This window comes from Brucella sp. TWI432 (genome assembly GCF_039674445.1).
Lineage (GTDB): Bacteria > Pseudomonadota > Alphaproteobacteria > Rhizobiales > Rhizobiaceae > Brucella > Brucella chromiisoli.
On sequence record NZ_JBDJNL010000034.1, the window covers coordinates 1 to 14629 of the forward strand.

Sequence of the window (14629 nt, forward strand, 5' to 3'; positions counted from 1 at the left end):
GTAAGGACGTATTTGCGTTCTCGCCATGGGTCTATCGCCAGAGAAACTTGGTCGAGCGCTTCTTTAACCGCCTCAAGCACTATCGCGGCATTGCAACACGTTACGACAAAACCCCGGCCAATTTCCTGGCTGCTGTCAAACTCATCGCTGTCCGTATCTGGTGCATCAGTTTATGAGTCTACGCCGTAGAGACTTGGCAGCGCCAGCGAGAGATTGAAAGCGCTCGTAATGATGAAAGATGGGTTGCGATGGAAGCCCGTATTGATACGCGGTTCTCTGGACTGGAAAACTCCGTCAAAGGCATCCAGTCGTCACTATCTCGCATCAACTGGATGATAATCGCTGGGCTGGTAGCAGCCTTCGTCGCCTTTGTCGTCGGTGGCGACTTGAAGTTACTTTGAGTGAAATCGGGGATCTGCGATTAATCGCAGATCCGACAATCAACCCCGCTTCTGCGGGTTTTTCTGTATATTAGCCAGCAGATGGTGACCAGCTTCCGTCATCACACTCAAAGCACAAACTAGGGTCAGACGGATCACTAGTTTGGCGTTCGCATGCCTCACGTGTCACGTATGGACATTGAAACATTGAAATGTTTTTTTTAGAAAAAGTACTAAGTTCACTTTTCCCAATCTTTCGACCTAAATCGTCATGATACGATGCTTTGTTTACCAATTTTTGATTAATGCCGCTTTCCGCGGATAAGGCGTAACCGGTAGAAAACAAAGCTAAAGAAGATGATATAATTAAAAATCGTCTTATCATTATTATTACCTTTCATGTGAACGATAATAATTAATTACATTTATTTATATATATCTACCCCAATAATAATTTAGAAAAAATTTGGAAATAAAAATTAATTATTAATTCATTTTTCTCTAGCGGTCGCCTAATCCTTATTGGCAAGCTGCACATTGGTCATTCATAAATGAAAATACAAATATGCGCAGCTAAAGCAGATGGGCGGTGACATGCGTCTTGTCCGAGAGGTATTGCAGAGGATAGAAGAAGGACAGAAGAAGGGTGGTTAGGTTCATGAAAGGTTCATTGAACCTAAAGAGCGCTATTTATTCGCTGTGATAATTTTATCTAACGTATTGGTATGTCTGGAGTTCGAATGGTGGGCGTAACAGGGATTGAACCTGTGACCCCTACAATGTCAACGCAATCGGGAGATCTTAAAACCGCGCATTTGCGCGGTTGTTGATGACAGCCCTAGGGTAAACATTTGTAGAACAATGCACGAACAAAGGTGGGTCTGCACCCAACCCGCACCCAAATCCGACATGAGGGCCATCGGAGTTAGGATCCAAGCGAATATATTGATATATAACAACTATTTTGCAAAATCGTTCATTTGATGCCCTTTATGAATCAACAGGTTACCTCTCAAATGCAAACCGTAGAACGGCACTCATTAAAACGGGGAAACGCTCGCGATTTTTCACGTCACATCGATAATTTCCGTCGCGGCGAGTCGACCGAGATGAGGTGCAAGGATGATACCTGGATGTGCGATCACTGCATAAAGGCCCTCGATACCAGGCAGAAACGACCTCAACGGTTTGCCATTTTCTATCATCGGGCGATGAGCTGCAGTAACGGTTCTTAATGGTGGTTTTACAGCGGGCGTTAAGATGCGAGCGATCGTTTGCACAGTTCGTTCTGCGAGTTGGGCTAAGCCAGCGTCACCTTCCAGTGGATAATCGTCGGCTGAAACAAGGCCTCCAGCTCGATCAGGTCGCAATTCAAGATCTTCGCAGTAAAGCAGATGATTCACTTTTGTCGACGTTGCTTCGAAGCGCATCAACACAGCTGGCTCAGTCCGAACAGGTAGTGTAATCCCCAGATCGGCAACGAGGGAAATGGCAGAAGCTGCGTTCGCCATCACGATGGCATCTGCTCTAATAGTTATGTTGGCGGTACGTACCCCTATAGCACGACCACCGTTCGTAAGAATCCCCTCGGCACTTTCTCCATAAACAATCTTTGCACCTGCGTCTTGTGCTGCAGCTAGCAGTTGACGCGTCAAATCTGCGGGCTCAATGGCAAAGTCATGGGGCGCCCAAGCTGCCACAGCTGGCGGTGAGGCGAGGCAAGGCTCCAGATCCCGAATCTGTGTGCGCTGCAAAGGTGTCATTTGCGCCCCTGCGGCCTGCTGGTCTTCAATCAGCCTTATCGTCTCTTCGTCACTGTCAAGCCAGACGATCGCGCCTCGAGCCGCGATGGGGAGTGGGCCGAGTTCGCGTTCTAGGCTCCCAAATTCATGGATTGCAACCAACTTCGATGCAAAGTTGTCCATGTCATCAGAGGGAAGTACACTACCCGTTCCAACCCAGCCGTAGGACCAGCGAGTTACGCCTCTGGCGGGTTCGAGCTCCTTTTCAAGAACCGTTACGCTGATACCTTGCTTTGCAAGATGCCAAGCAACGGACGCTCCGAGTATTCCAGCACCCACTACGACAACATTTCGTCCTGGACGACAGGGCGTGATCGTCGGTCGAGTTGCGATGTCAGGGGGAGAAATCTGAAGACTCATTACGCTTTCCAGGATCAATAACTAAATACGACTGAGCACTAACTAGCTTGTTTGAAATCTATAATTTTCGTTCAAACGCCTCCAGAATAACTGTCGGCATTTTTTCGTTTCGCATAGTTTCGTCTGTTTTCCACTCGTCGCCATAATATTTGACGCGCGCTAGGACTGTGTTGTGCCCAAGAACGTCCGATAGATGGCAGTGCGCGGATAAAAAATCACTTAAATCCTAAATTTGCTTTCAATTCAAGTTGAAGTTGGCAGACAAGTTTTTCCGTTGTTCCCGTTGAAAATCTATAATAATTACCAGCAAGTAGGAATTGTAGCAAACAAAACTCTGCAACGGTTTGCAAAAGAATATCATTAAAAGTCCAGCCGGAAATACGAAAAAACATAATGAAATCAAATGGCTGTGGAACCTAGATTCGAACCAAGACTAACGGATTCAGAGTGCCAGTCAATATATTGAAATGTAATTAGTATTCTGCAAAATGATGCATTTGACGCTCTTTGTGAATCAATGGGTTGGCAGCGAAATGCAAACTAATTGTCAGCAACGTCGCCCAATCGGCTTGCGTAAATTGTTAACTTCACATGGTGTTTATAAATGTCAACTGCCGGCCTCAGGCTAGTCTCCTAGACGGCTTCTTGCCGCACGGATAAGCTGGACGTTAGCAAAGAGCTAGAAGGCAAAAAATGATCATGCGGCAATTCAATGTGAATGCAAAAGTTTTTGAGAGAGTAAAACTTTCCAATGGCGTTGCCGAAACGCTTCATAATTGAATGGCTGACGATGTTCAAGATGGATGAAATCTAATCGCTACGAGCGCTCGTGGACAAAGGTTGACTACGGAACCGGTTTTGATTCAAGGCTTCTATTCGGAGGCAGCCTTGGGCGAACGGATTGGTTTGACGAACGATGAATGGGCGGGAACTGTCCGCTTCTTCCTGGGGAGCAGGGCCGCGGATGCCGTCCTGCCCAAGACAACCGGCGCTATTTCGAAGGCATGATGTGGATAGCGCGCACGGGAGCGCAATGGCGGCACCTGCCTGATGAATACGGCAAATGGAACAGCGTCTTCCGCCACTATCGGCGCTGGGTTGAGACCGGCGTGTTCGAAGAAATGCTGGAAACTCTGGCTGATATGGTCGAGCGGGATCGAAGCGCCGACATGATCGACAGCACAATTGTCCGAGTGCATCATTGTGCGATCGGCATAAAAAGGGGCCTCAGGAGATCAAGGCGCTTGGTCGATCACGGGGCGGCTTCACCGCCAAGCTCCATGCCCACTGCGATGCGAAAGTCCGTCCGCTCGGCTTCGTCTTGACGCACGGGCAAACGCATAATAACGTAAGGCTTTGCGCCCTTGTTCTGGATGATCTCCGATCGGATTGAGGCTTTACTCGCCCATAAGGGTTACGACGCTGACGCCATTTGCTAGGAAATTGCCAGCGCCGACGTCGAGGCCGTCATCCCATCGAAAAGCAACAGGCGCGAGCTAATCCCACACCACAAATCCAAATACAAGTGGCGCAACCAGATTGAGCAGCTCATCAATAAGCTCAAGAACTAGCGGCGCGTTGCGGCCCACTATGACAAAACCAAGGATTCCTATCTCGCCTTCGTCGTCATAGCCGCAGTCAAACTATGGATATCCTTTGTCCACGAGCGCTAATAATTTTTCTGTTTTGAGACAGTACAAAAAAATCCGAATGAATATTGACAAAACTTAGAAGCTTTCTAGCTTTCACTAACAAAGCGTTATTGTTAACTCATTAAGGGGGAATTCGTGGTTCATAATGTATGTTCTTATCGTAGGAAATTGAAAAGCAGTGTAGTGCTATTTGCCTGTACGATAGCTTCTGTTCAAAACGCTTGGGCTCAACAAATACAAGCAAACGGCCCTACTGATATTGTCAAATTCAATGGTAAGGTAGATACGGGAAATGATTCTTCGTTAGATGGAATAGGGCTTTATGCTAGAAATTCAGGCTCGATTATCGCAGATGGTCCAGTAGAAGTTATAACTGGTGGTGATTTTGCATATGGCGTGTATTCGCAAAACGGTACCATTGAATTATCTGAAGGCATAGATGTAAGTACTTCTGGTTATGCGGCTCACGGATTGTTCGCTACTAACTCAGGATCATTAACCGCCAACAATATTAATATAAAAGTTGATTCAATTAACTCTTACGGCGCTTACGCCTTGTCGGGCGGTAAGGTTTCCCTCGATGGCGGCACAGTCGATGCTGCGGGCATTGGGTTTTTCACGTTGGGCGCTGAAGGGGATGGTACAGAATTAAGTGCCAAGAACTTAACTATAAAAAGTGTAGATTCTGGCGTAAAGGCAGATCGCTATACCTCCATATTATTAGATAATGTAGATATTATTACCAGTGGATCTTCCGCGCATGGGATATATTCGATTGGCTCTCTTGCCAATGTTGAAGCACGTAATACAAGCATAACCACTAACAATACGTCTTCTTACGGACTCTACTCAATTAACAAAGGTACTACAACATTTGAGAGTGTTAATGTAACTACCCTTGGAGGGTCGTCTCATGGTATAACGTCGTACAATAAAGAAACTGTAACCAATGTTTCTGAAAGTATTGTTAATAATTATGGTGGTGGTAGCTATGGTGTTTTATCTCAAAGGGGAGCAAATATAACTTTATCTAACACTGCTATAAATAACTATGGAGCCAACAATGTTGGAATTTTGGCCTTCGAAATTGGGGTTGATGATGGAACGCTAGTTGAAGCGAATAATATTGAAATTGCTTCAACGGGCGATAATTCATACGGAGTTGCATTAATAGGTGGTGCCACCGTCAATATTAAAAATAGCAAATTTAAACTGAGCGGTCCAAATGGAACATCATTATATTCACAATATTATACAAGTGGTACCTCTCAAGTAAATATCGAAGATAGTGCCATTAGATCGGAGAATGGTTCGGCAATAGTCGTTAATGCTAGTTCACTTGTTACTTCTCTTAAGAACACAAAACTAAGTGGCTCTAACTATCTTTGGAATATATATGGTGATGATGATCGCAGTAGTAACCTAGTATTAAATACATATAACAGTACGGTTCAAGGCGCGACAAACCAAGACACTGACAGCTATTCCGAGTTGAATTTGAATGAAGAATCTATTTGGTATGTTTCAGGAAATTCGAGTGTTAATGCCTTACTCAATGATAACAGCAGCATATTTTTAAACAGCAATGTAGCTCGCAATAATTCTGAATTTATAGAGCTTAGTGCCCAAGATTATACGGGTAACGACGGATATATCTACATGAATACAGAGTTGATGGGTGATGATTCAAAGACAGATAGAATTAAGCTGGTTAATAGCATCTCATATAAACCAACTACGGTTGTGATCAACAATGCGGGTGGTACTGGAGCCCAGACTGATAACGGCATTCTGCTGATTGAGGTAGAAGGCATATCTACTGGTGAGTTTTTGCTTCAAGGAGATTACGTCCATAACGGCGAACAGGCGGTAGTTGCGGGTGCCTATGCATATAAATTATATCAAGGTGGTACTACTAATCCTCTAGACGGCAGTTGGTATCTACGTTCGCAAGTCAAGCCCGTTGACCCTGTCGACCCCGTTGACCCCGTTGACCCTGTTGATCCCGTTGATCCTGTCGACCCTGTCAACCCAGAACCTCTCTACCAGGCAGGGGTACCAACTTATGAAGCCTATCCGCAGGCTCTTCTTGGCTTAAACGGTGTGTCTACCTTGCAGCAGCGAACAGGCAACCGTGTCTGGTCAGGCAATGGCAATCGTGTGGTTGCGCAGGGTGCTGATGCAATTGGCTCGCCTTATGCCGCCCCTGATGAAGCTGGCGCTGCAATCAACAGCAATGGCGTTTGGGGTCGCATAGAAGGTTCGCATAACCATATTAAACCAAGTTTTTCTTCGTCTGATACGAATTTTGACCAGAATGTCTTCAAAATGCAGGCTGGTATTGATGGCCTGCTGACGGAGACCGAAAACGGCAGGCTGATTGGCGGCTTCACGGTGCATTATGCCCATGGCAAGACGAAGACCAATTCAACCCATGGCGATGGTGATATCAGCACAGACGGCTATGGTCTTGGCGGAACGCTCACCTGGTATGGCGAGAATGGCTTCTACCTTGATGGTCAGGGTCAGGTGACGTGGTATCGCAGTGATCTTCACTCGACGACTGCCAATATAGGCCTGACCGATAACAATGATGGTTTTGGCTATACTTTATCACTGGAAGGCGGGCAGCGTTTTGCCATCGACGAAGCATGGTCACTGACACCACAGGCACAGTTGACGTATTCCAATGTTGATTTTGATGCATTCACGGATGCATTTGATGCAGATGTCAGCCTTGATCGTGGGGAGAGCTTGCAGGGTCGTCTTGGTCTGACGGTTGATCATGAGAATTCATGGCAGAATGCCAATGGCATGCTGGATCGGACACGGGTGTATGGGGTTGCTAATCTCTATTACGAGTTTCTCAAAGGAACGCGTGTGAATGTTGCGGAAAGCACGTTTACGAGCCGCAATGATCGTGTGTGGGGTGGATTGGGCCTTGGTGGTTCTTACAACTGGAATGACGATAAATATTCGATCTATAGCGAAGGCCTCGTCAACACCAGCCTTAACAACTTCAGTGATAGCTATTCGATCAAAGGTGAGGTTGGATTTCGAGTAAAATGGTAGATTGAAGCCTGAACGTTATTCGCGCCTAAAATTAATATAGGCTTTTTACTAATGGATAACGTTCGATTGTATGTAGAAAAAACCTGCTGTTATCTTCCCGGAAAACAGCAGGTTTCTTTGGTCACTTCTTAGGAGGGTGTTGACACGTTAAGTTTCTCTGGCCGGAAAGATCAGCGGATATTAGATATTCAAGCGACACCGGCCGCAATTTTCCATGCATCGAAAGCTTCGACGCGATGGTATCGAATTGCTTGTGCGGCTCGGCGCCGGGACGGAACTGAAAAGCAATTGCGTGTTACGGAGTGCATGGAGACGAACCGTTGCAACGCTCCCGATGATCGGTGGCCTTGCATGGTTCGTTCCCGTTTTCGAAACGGCAGATGGCTGCTTTCAGCCCTATTATTGAGGCCCTTGTACGACCAATGGCCAAGGCCGGGTGCCACTTCTGCCTTTGCTGCACCGTAGGAGCGGAGCTTATCGGTGATGATCCGTTTGGGAGAAAAGCCATAGCGCTTCATTAACGCCACGAGCAGTTGCTTTGCCGCCCCTTTATCACGCCGCTTCTGCAAGATTTCTTCGAGAACGGTGCCGTTTTGATCCACCGCACGCCAGAGCCGGAATGGACTTGCCCGGAAAAAGTGGAGAGCGAATCCCTAACCTTTGATAGTCTTTCGCCCCATGACGAACACGAAGAAGAATTCACCTGGCCGCCACGCCAAATTCACTGATGACTTCAAAGCAGGAACCGTCCGGCTTGTGCGCACGAGCGGCAGGCCGTTGCGTGCAATATCCGATGATCTTGGCGTTGGTCTCTCGACGCTTGGGAAATGGGTCGTCACCCACAAGGAGGCGGAGCTCCTTTCTGGACCACACGAGGATACAGCCAAGGAACTGGCGCATTTTCGCAAGGAAAACGAGATTTTGCGTCAGGAGCGGGATTTATTAAAAAAGCAGCCGCCTTCTTTGCCAAGGAAATCATGAAATGAAATTCAATGTCATCGCGGCGGAGAAGGCCAACGTTCCGGTTTGGCGTGCCTGCGCGCTTTTGGGTGTCAGTGAAAGCGGATATTACGCTTGGGGTATACGCAAGCCGAGCCTGCGGCAAAGGACGGACATGGTTCTTTTGGCTCATATCCGGGCGCAATTCACCACCTCCCATGAAACCTTCGGAAACCCACGCATGACGGTGTAACTGAAGGAAGAAGGGGTTTGCGCCGGCCGCCACAGGGTTGCCCGGATCATGCGTGACAACGGATTGAAAGCGTTACAGAAACACCGTTTCAAGAGAACAACTAACAGCGAGCACAAAGGGTCTGTAGCCCCCAACATTCTGGATCAGGACTTTGCTGCCACGGGGCCAAATCAGAAGTGGGGTGTTGACATCACCTATGTTTGGACGACGCAAGGCTGGCTTTATCTGGCCATTGTTGTCGATCTCTATTCGCGGCGGGTTATCGGCAGGGCTGTAAGTGACCGCCTGAAACAGGACTTGGCATTGACCGCATTACAACGGGCAATTGCCATCCGCAGACCGCGGAAGGATGTCATTCACCACTCCGCCCATGGTGGCCAATATTGTGCGACCCACTACCAAAAACTCCTGAAAGCCCACGGATTCATCCTGTCGATGAGCGGCAAAGGCAATTGCTATGACAATGCCATGGTGGAAACCGTCTTCAAAACAATCAAATCAGAGCTGATTTGGCGAACCGTGTTCAAAACGAGGGCACAAGCCGAAATCGCCATTGGACAATATATTGATGGCTTCTATAATCCGAAACGAAGACATTCATCCTTGGGCTACAAAAGCCCAATTCAGTTCGAGAGCATCCCTCTCAAGCTGACCGCCTGAAGAAACCTTCGCTTTCCACTTTTTCCGGGCAAGTTCAGGGAAACCGGACGAACAGTTGTGAATGAGAAACCTTCTTGCATTTTTATTAACCAGATAAGGCCAATATGCCCGCGCCCGTAAGGGCAGGCGTGTGGCATTGACCTACCGTCGTGCCAGGCGGGCTTAGACGCCAATCTTCAGCCGCCGCTATTCGGTGTTCGCGCACCGATAGCCGCCCCATTCAGGGCGTGTTTCCGCAATCGCTAAAATGACGATTGGCTCTTTTTAGATATGATAAAGTGTTAGGATCATTCCTCTAATGACCGGAATATGGTCCTGAGTGTCAGTGCATTCATTTCGTGGTGTCGCGCGCTCGGATTTCTGTGTTTCTTATGCGTCTGTGGGAGACAATCGAATGCGCTGCGGGTTTGCACGTATCTCATCTTCGTGTTTCCGAAGTCTTTTGGTTCTAAATCAAAAGGTTGCCAATTACGATTTGGCCATGAGCATCGGCAGGGAGGAGAAAACGCACTGGCTGGACAGAGATAATTGGAGCTCTATCTATCCTGAAAAGGAGAAATTGCATGTTAAGTCCAAAATCATCTGACGATTATCCTGGCCGTAAAGCCGATTGTGAGCAAGCCATTTCTGCTGGGATAAAAGATCTCATAGAACAAGCGACATTAGCCGGTCGGTCGGAAGAAGACGCTGAAGCTGTGGTCGAGGGGACGAGTGTGCCCGGTGTGAGAAATTTGATAACTGAAGCTGTGGATGCAGGGTGGTCAGCGGAAGAAGCTGCCGATGCAATCAAAGTCGTATCAGATAAAATGCAGCGCGGCCCAATTGGCAAGCATTTGGACAGTTAGACATTAAAAAAGCCGCCTAAAAAGGCGGCTTTCTCAATTCAATCTATTCGGTTACTTGGCCCAACGACCTTCATATTTAAACTCTGGAGCCTTTTCGATTTCTTCCTTGGTCGAGTTCATGACTGCCGACCACTTTTTATCATCATCGAAATAGGTGACATCAATCGCGTCGGGTGCCACAATCACATAGCGCTCGCCTACACCGAGAAATCCACCAACTGACACAATATAACCAGCCAACTGACCATTGGCGATAATCAGATCTTTAATTTCACCAATGGTCGTATCATCGCCATTGACCACATTGAGGCCGATAAGATTGTAGCTGAGCACAGCAGTTGGCTCGGCAGTTACGAACACCTCCTTATCAGCAACAGTTGCAGTCTGAGCATGAGAAATCGAGACGAGTGCAACAGTAGTGGCGGCAGCGAGTAGGATACGACGCATCATAATTCTCCAGATTATTCAATTACATATTTTCCATTTGAGAAATGCTTAGAAGGGCAAATCGTTCCATAAATGTTATGGAGATATTTCAACGCCCCATACTATGCCTCGCTTCATGCATCTAAAATCAGCCTACCAATATCGCTAAAACTTTTCTCCAGAATGATGCGATGACAGCGCCGAAAATGGCTGCGAACGCGCTGACAAGCATCACAGCACCGATGCCGCGTTCCCGCCAGCGGTTAAAATCCGCGACCGGTTCCTCAACCTTTTCAAGTCTCGCATCAATGCTTTCGATATTGCGCTGCAAGGCTTCCAATAAGCGTTCAGTTTTCTCCTGCCGCTGATATTGTTGCTTGCGGTCTTGCCGCGCATTCTCCTGATCCGAGATGATGAGATCGAGCTTTCCCTCAATTCTACCAATGGAACGATCTTGGCCCGCATCACTCATCGTAAATTCCTTTTTACAGAATCATAAAAAGCAGCACATCGTTCGCTACGCGCGTTCTGGCGGTCCAAGGCCTGCCGCTCCCGTTTCAGGATTGAGCGGATTTCGGCACCATTGAGCAGTGGCGCATGCGGCTCTTTTAATTGGCAGTCATCAGGATAATCCGGGAGCTGCGCTCGTGCCTGCGACTGCCCTTGACGCTGAGCCGCTTCCTGCAACAGCCTATCGCTGGCGCAGGAACTCAATATCAGCATCATCAAGCAGGCAAGTCCGCCCCGCTTCAGCAAGCCGCTTTTCATAATCTGCGATCTCCTGTTCTGATTTTTCGCTTTGTGCAGCTTCGGCAGCGCGCGCATTTTGCAGCTGCACCTGATAGGCTTCGATCACCAATTGCCCGGCCTTGCGCTGTCGGGCTTCCTCGGCCAGTTGTGCTTGAAGCGCCTTCACCTGAAACTCTGGCACAAGACCTTTTTTGGCCTGTCCTTCGAAGGCTGTGCCGACATAGGGAATGTCTTTGAGAAACGGGATGCCATTGTAATAGATCGCAGCCAGCACAATGCCGACCGCAATTCCCGCACCAATTTTGAGATAATCAAGCAAGCCCAGCATCACAGACCTGCCAGGCACAATTCAAGCTCACCAATGCGCTGCGCATCGCCCATTTCACGGCGTTTGCGCAGACCTTCAATCACCTTGCCGCCAGCGCGGTTGAATGCGGTCATAGCATTGCAGGCCGCGCGCCATTGCTTTTCATTCAAGCGCTTTGCGGCTGTGGATTTGCAGGCAGCACCGGTGCCGATATTATAGGAGAGATCAAGCATCGATGCCTGCACGCTGATAGGCGCTTGATCAAAGCTGCGAATGCATTTGCGCAATGGCTGACGAAAATCAGCTTCCAGCCGCTTGATCAGCATCTGCCGGCATTGCTTGTCTGTATAATAGTCGCCCTTTTTGACGCCCTTGGTTTCTCCCAGACACACAGTCCAGACTTTGCCGAGCTTGTCATAATAGGCTTGGTTTTCCATGCCTTCCCATGGTGCTGTGAGATAGGTTGCTGTTAAGGCGACCAGTCCAAGGCCGGATGCCAATGCTGCTTTTACACGTTTACGTGTCATCGCGGAAAGCCTTCTGAGAAACAAGGCGCATCACAAAAGCCGCCATCGTGATGATGAGCGACAGCAATGCGAATATGCCTGTAGGGATGGGATAAGCATCGCCGAGAAGCGGCAATGCGACTTCAATGCCGGTCAACAAACCGGCGAGCAGGATCAGGCGGACAGACCACGCCTTTCGCAAGACGTGCCGCCAATCGGGCACAAGCTGCATGACAGCCTCTATTTTTTATATTGAGGTATCTGGTTGATGCTAATCATCGAGCGGATCATCACTCATGCCAGCAAATGTGCTGTCAGAAGTATCCGAAGGGGTGGTGGGCTGGGTGCCCTTCTTGCGGGTGTCTTTTCCGGCATTCTTCCCCGGCTGTTTGATTTCCAGCGATGTGGTGCTGCCGCCGCTTCGGTCGGCTTTATGGCGGACCGTTGAGATTCGATATTCACCATCAACGCCAGCGCGTGCGCCTGAAAGCGTGAAGGTGGCTTCAGCCTGTGCTTCAACGGTCAAATCCATTTCAACCGTGCCTTCGCCGCCCTCACGTTCAGCTTCCCGTTTTCGGGCTTCACCGACATACTCAGCCTGGCTTTCATCGCTCACTGTGGTGCGAACAACGTTGGTGGATTCTGGCAAATCACGATCAAGATCAAACTCAATATCTTTGGATTTGAAGTCCGCAGCTTTGCGGTCGAAATATCGAACCTTGGCCTTGGTGAATGATCTGCGCCCCTTGTAGGGGGCAATGTCCCACGAAATGACGTTGACGCCGACAATGCCTTCAATGACTGGCATCTTCGCGCCCGTGGAGGCCTTTCCTTCGCCGCGTTTTGCGAGAACAGCCTGATCACCTCTGATTTTGAAAGAGCCGCCCAATTCACGGGCGAGTTTTTCACCAAGGTGCAAAAAGCTTTCACCATCCGCAGACCAGTAATCACGATGGATATTGGCGAAATCCGCATCAAGCTTGATCGTTGAAATGCCGGAGCGCTTGGCGGCGTCATCGATGAATTCCTGCAAGGTTGCATCATCCTTGTGAAACAAGAGAGGCTGCTTGACCTTGCCTCTGCTGTCGAAACCCTTGGCTGTGACTTGAAGTGTCCGTCCGCCACCACGGGAGCCGGATGAGCGAACACTATCGACTGTGCCTTTGAATTTGGACACACCATCAAGGATTGCTTCAACGGCAGCGCCGTCTTGTGGCAATTTCACCTGTCCATCTGTGTCGTCAAATGTCAGCGAACAGGTGTCGGATGCGCTGCCATCCTTGTCGGTGATGTCGATACTGATGAGATAGGGGCGCATGGCACTGGTCATGTCCCTGCCATAGACAAGAACTTTCCAGTTCACTTTCCAGCTATTTGTCATGATCATTCACTCAAAGAGAGAAACAACGTGACGTGATTGGCCGGGGCCTTGCGCTGGCAAGTCCGGCAAAAGCACGTCTGTGCCTAAGGGGATGATCGCGCCGAGGGCGGCGAGATCGGTGTTGATTGCCAATGCCTCTTCACGCAGGCTTCGCCCGCGCACCCCATAGGCACGCCAAAGCAGCAGGTCGAGGGTTATCCCTTCGCCCTTCACGGTGATTGTTTGCATCACGGCTCCTAGAATATGCCGAAGAGTGACAGCAGCCCGGTGATAACCTGCTGTCCGGCACCCGCATCCGGTTGCACTTTGGTCATGACGATTGTGTGCTTGACGACAAAGCCAACGCCATCACGGGTGAGGTCAGTGTGGTTTTCGGTTATTCGGGTGATGGCGAACCATCCCAAACGTGTGCCATCGCCGCGCTGAAGCGGGAATTTTGTCCCGCTGCGGCGCATGCCATGGGCTATTTCGAGTTCGTTGAGACCCCCGATCCTGGTGGGTAAAATCTGTCCGGAGAGGGTGATTTCATCATCGCCTTCGCCGGTGAACTCTTTGGCTGGAAAAGACCCGATAAGGGCTTTGGACGCAATGTCCGCCGAGGCGGTTCTTTGCATGCTGTCGATACTGAAAGGACGCGTATCAACGGTCAGCGTACCAAGCATATACAGCATTATGACACTCCATATTCGAGATCGGCATGAATGCCATCAAATGCTGATCGCACGCTTTGCGTAACCTTTGCAGCGGCGAGATTGGCTATTTCTTCAGGTGTTGCGGCAGATTTGGCGTTGATAACAAGGCTAAGATTGACGTTTGGCGCGGGTGGCGGGTTCATAACTTGCACCTGCTGCACGCCAGATGGTTCTGTCACAACCGTGGGGGTTCCAAGAAGCGTGACTTTCTCTGGTTCGCCGTAAGTTGGAGACGGGGCTATCAGGTCGTTCCAAAGTTGTCTGAAACTGAATGGGACAGTTTCTGAGGGTGCCGCTTGCTTAGGTGCGGGGGCCGCCTCACGCTGTCCGGTGCTATTGCCTTGCTTCAAGTTGTATTCGTTCATTTTCTGAATGAAATACTCTTGATCTATCAATTTGGGATCGGATGGGCCCTTTGCTTCGAGGCCTTTATAGATCGCATAACCAACAGTGCTCCAGATATTGGCGCGCGACAGGAAGCTTCCCAGCCCACTTGGTCTGCCCCCATGGGGTGATCCGTGTTTACTGTTAGTGCATGCTGGGTCGACTTGCCACTGCTGGTGTTGACGCTGGCCCATTTTGTGAGGGCCAGACGGCTGCTTGT

The 14629-nt window shown here is 49.0% G+C and carries 14 protein-coding genes and 2 pseudogenes; 5 read left to right on the forward strand and 11 right to left on the reverse strand.

Annotation, left to right across the window (positions count from 1 at the left end; translation table 11 throughout):
* Window positions 1-176: transposase (locus tag ABE527_RS20745; protein WP_499698199.1), on the forward strand; the 176-nt coding region annotated here is incomplete at its 5' end.
* Window positions 177-1447: 1271 nt separating this feature from the next.
* Here ABE527_RS20745 and ABE527_RS20750 read toward each other — a convergent pair.
* Window positions 1448-2542, reverse strand: a complete 1095-nt coding sequence (locus tag ABE527_RS20750; RefSeq protein ID WP_499698187.1) for an NAD(P)/FAD-dependent oxidoreductase — start codon at window positions 2540-2542, stop codon at window positions 1448-1450.
* 920 nt (window positions 2543-3462) lie between these two features.
* Between ABE527_RS20750 and ABE527_RS20755 the strand changes: the two genes are divergently transcribed.
* Both ABE527_RS20755 and ABE527_RS20760 read left to right on the forward strand, forming a co-directional pair.
* The gene (locus ABE527_RS20755) at window positions 3463-3867 is read left to right on the forward strand and encodes a transposase (protein WP_499698188.1); all 405 of its coding nucleotides are present in this window, start codon (window positions 3463-3465) and stop codon (window positions 3865-3867) included.
* Window positions 3868-4362: 495 nt separating this feature from the next.
* Window positions 4363-7266 (forward strand): autotransporter family protein, encoded by a 2904-nt coding sequence (locus tag ABE527_RS20760; RefSeq protein ID WP_499698189.1) that lies wholly within the window; start codon window positions 4363-4365, stop codon window positions 7264-7266.
* 188 nt (window positions 7267-7454) lie between these two features.
* On the opposite strand, the pseudogene ABE527_RS20765 reads toward ABE527_RS20760, so the two are convergent.
* Window positions 7455-7886: pseudogene (locus tag ABE527_RS20765) on the reverse strand (IS6 family transposase); the annotation flags it as partial.
* A 58-nt stretch (window positions 7887-7944) separates the two neighbouring features.
* Between ABE527_RS20765 and ABE527_RS20770 the strand changes: the two are divergent.
* Window positions 7945-9118, forward strand: a pseudogene (locus ABE527_RS20770) (IS3 family transposase).
* 563 nt (window positions 9119-9681) lie between these two features.
* Window positions 9682-9963 (forward strand): hypothetical protein, encoded by a 282-nt coding sequence (locus tag ABE527_RS20775; protein WP_499698190.1) that lies wholly within the window; start codon window positions 9682-9684, stop codon window positions 9961-9963.
* A 51-nt stretch (window positions 9964-10014) separates the two neighbouring features.
* Here ABE527_RS20775 and ABE527_RS20780 read toward each other — a convergent pair whose 3' ends face one another.
* From ABE527_RS20780 to ABE527_RS20820, 9 genes are all read right to left on the reverse strand, one after another.
* The gene (locus ABE527_RS20780) at window positions 10015-10410 is read right to left on the reverse strand and encodes a PRC-barrel domain-containing protein (protein WP_265986145.1); all 396 of its coding nucleotides are present in this window, start codon (window positions 10408-10410) and stop codon (window positions 10015-10017) included.
* Window positions 10411-10537: 127 nt separating this feature from the next.
* A complete protein-coding gene (locus tag ABE527_RS20785) occupies window positions 10538-10861 on the reverse strand; it encodes a hypothetical protein (protein ID WP_499698191.1) in 324 nt (107 codons plus the stop codon).
* A 219-nt stretch (window positions 10862-11080) separates the two neighbouring features.
* Window positions 11081-11467: a hypothetical protein gene (locus ABE527_RS20790; RefSeq protein ID WP_499698192.1), complete on the reverse strand. Its 387-nt coding sequence runs from the start codon at window positions 11465-11467 to the stop codon at window positions 11081-11083.
* On the reverse strand, window positions 11467-11973 hold the full coding sequence (locus tag ABE527_RS20795; RefSeq protein WP_499698193.1) for a lysozyme: 507 nt from the start codon (window positions 11971-11973) through the stop codon (window positions 11467-11469). Before ABE527_RS20795 ends, ABE527_RS20790 begins: the two co-directional genes overlap by 1 nt.
* On the reverse strand, window positions 11963-12184 hold the full coding sequence (locus ABE527_RS20800) for a DUF7940 domain-containing protein (protein WP_499698194.1): 222 nt from the start codon (window positions 12182-12184) through the stop codon (window positions 11963-11965). The genes ABE527_RS20795 and ABE527_RS20800 overlap by 11 nt, the downstream gene beginning before the upstream one ends.
* Window positions 12185-12223: 39 nt before the next feature.
* Entirely contained in the window at window positions 12224-13333 is a 1110-nt protein-coding gene (locus ABE527_RS20805; RefSeq protein ID WP_499698195.1) for a phage late control D family protein, read from the reverse strand.
* 6 nt (window positions 13334-13339) lie between these two features.
* A complete protein-coding gene (locus ABE527_RS20810; RefSeq protein WP_499698196.1) occupies window positions 13340-13561 on the reverse strand; it encodes a tail protein X in 222 nt (73 codons plus the stop codon).
* Window positions 13562-13569: 8 nt separating this feature from the next.
* Window positions 13570-14004 carry a phage tail protein gene (locus ABE527_RS20815; protein WP_499698197.1) on the reverse strand — a complete coding sequence of 145 codons (435 nt, stop codon included), beginning with the start codon at window positions 14002-14004 and terminating at the stop codon, window positions 13570-13572.
* On the reverse strand, window positions 14004-14629 hold a 626-nt coding region (locus tag ABE527_RS20820; protein WP_499698198.1), incomplete at its 5' end, for a hypothetical protein. The genes ABE527_RS20820 and ABE527_RS20815, both read right to left, overlap by 1 nt.

Excerpts from the sequence above, each read along its gene's own strand:
- ABE527_RS20750 (WP_499698187.1), bottom strand. The coding sequence starts at position 2,542 with ATGAGTCTTCAGATTTCTCCCCCTGACATCGCAACTCGACCGACGATC.
- ABE527_RS20755 (WP_499698188.1), top strand. The coding sequence starts at position 3,463 with ATGGGCGGGAACTGTCCGCTTCTTCCTGGGGAGCAGGGCCGCGGATGC.
- ABE527_RS20775 (WP_499698190.1), top strand. The coding sequence starts at position 9,682 with ATGTTAAGTCCAAAATCATCTGACGATTATCCTGGCCGTAAAGCCGAT.
- ABE527_RS20780 (WP_265986145.1), bottom strand. The coding sequence starts at position 10,410 with ATGCGTCGTATCCTACTCGCTGCCGCCACTACTGTTGCACTCGTCTCG.
- ABE527_RS20785 (WP_499698191.1), bottom strand. The coding sequence starts at position 10,861 with ATGAGTGATGCGGGCCAAGATCGTTCCATTGGTAGAATTGAGGGAAAG.
- ABE527_RS20790 (WP_499698192.1), bottom strand. The coding sequence starts at position 11,467 with ATGCTGGGCTTGCTTGATTATCTCAAAATTGGTGCGGGAATTGCGGTC.
- ABE527_RS20795 (WP_499698193.1), bottom strand. The coding sequence starts at position 11,973 with ATGACACGTAAACGTGTAAAAGCAGCATTGGCATCCGGCCTTGGACTG.
- ABE527_RS20800 (WP_499698194.1), bottom strand. The coding sequence starts at position 12,184 with ATGCAGCTTGTGCCCGATTGGCGGCACGTCTTGCGAAAGGCGTGGTCT.
- ABE527_RS20805 (WP_499698195.1), bottom strand. The coding sequence starts at position 13,333 with ATGACAAATAGCTGGAAAGTGAACTGGAAAGTTCTTGTCTATGGCAGG.
- ABE527_RS20810 (WP_499698196.1), bottom strand. The coding sequence starts at position 13,561 with ATGCAAACAATCACCGTGAAGGGCGAAGGGATAACCCTCGACCTGCTG.
- ABE527_RS20815 (WP_499698197.1), bottom strand. The coding sequence starts at position 14,004 with ATGCTGTATATGCTTGGTACGCTGACCGTTGATACGCGTCCTTTCAGT.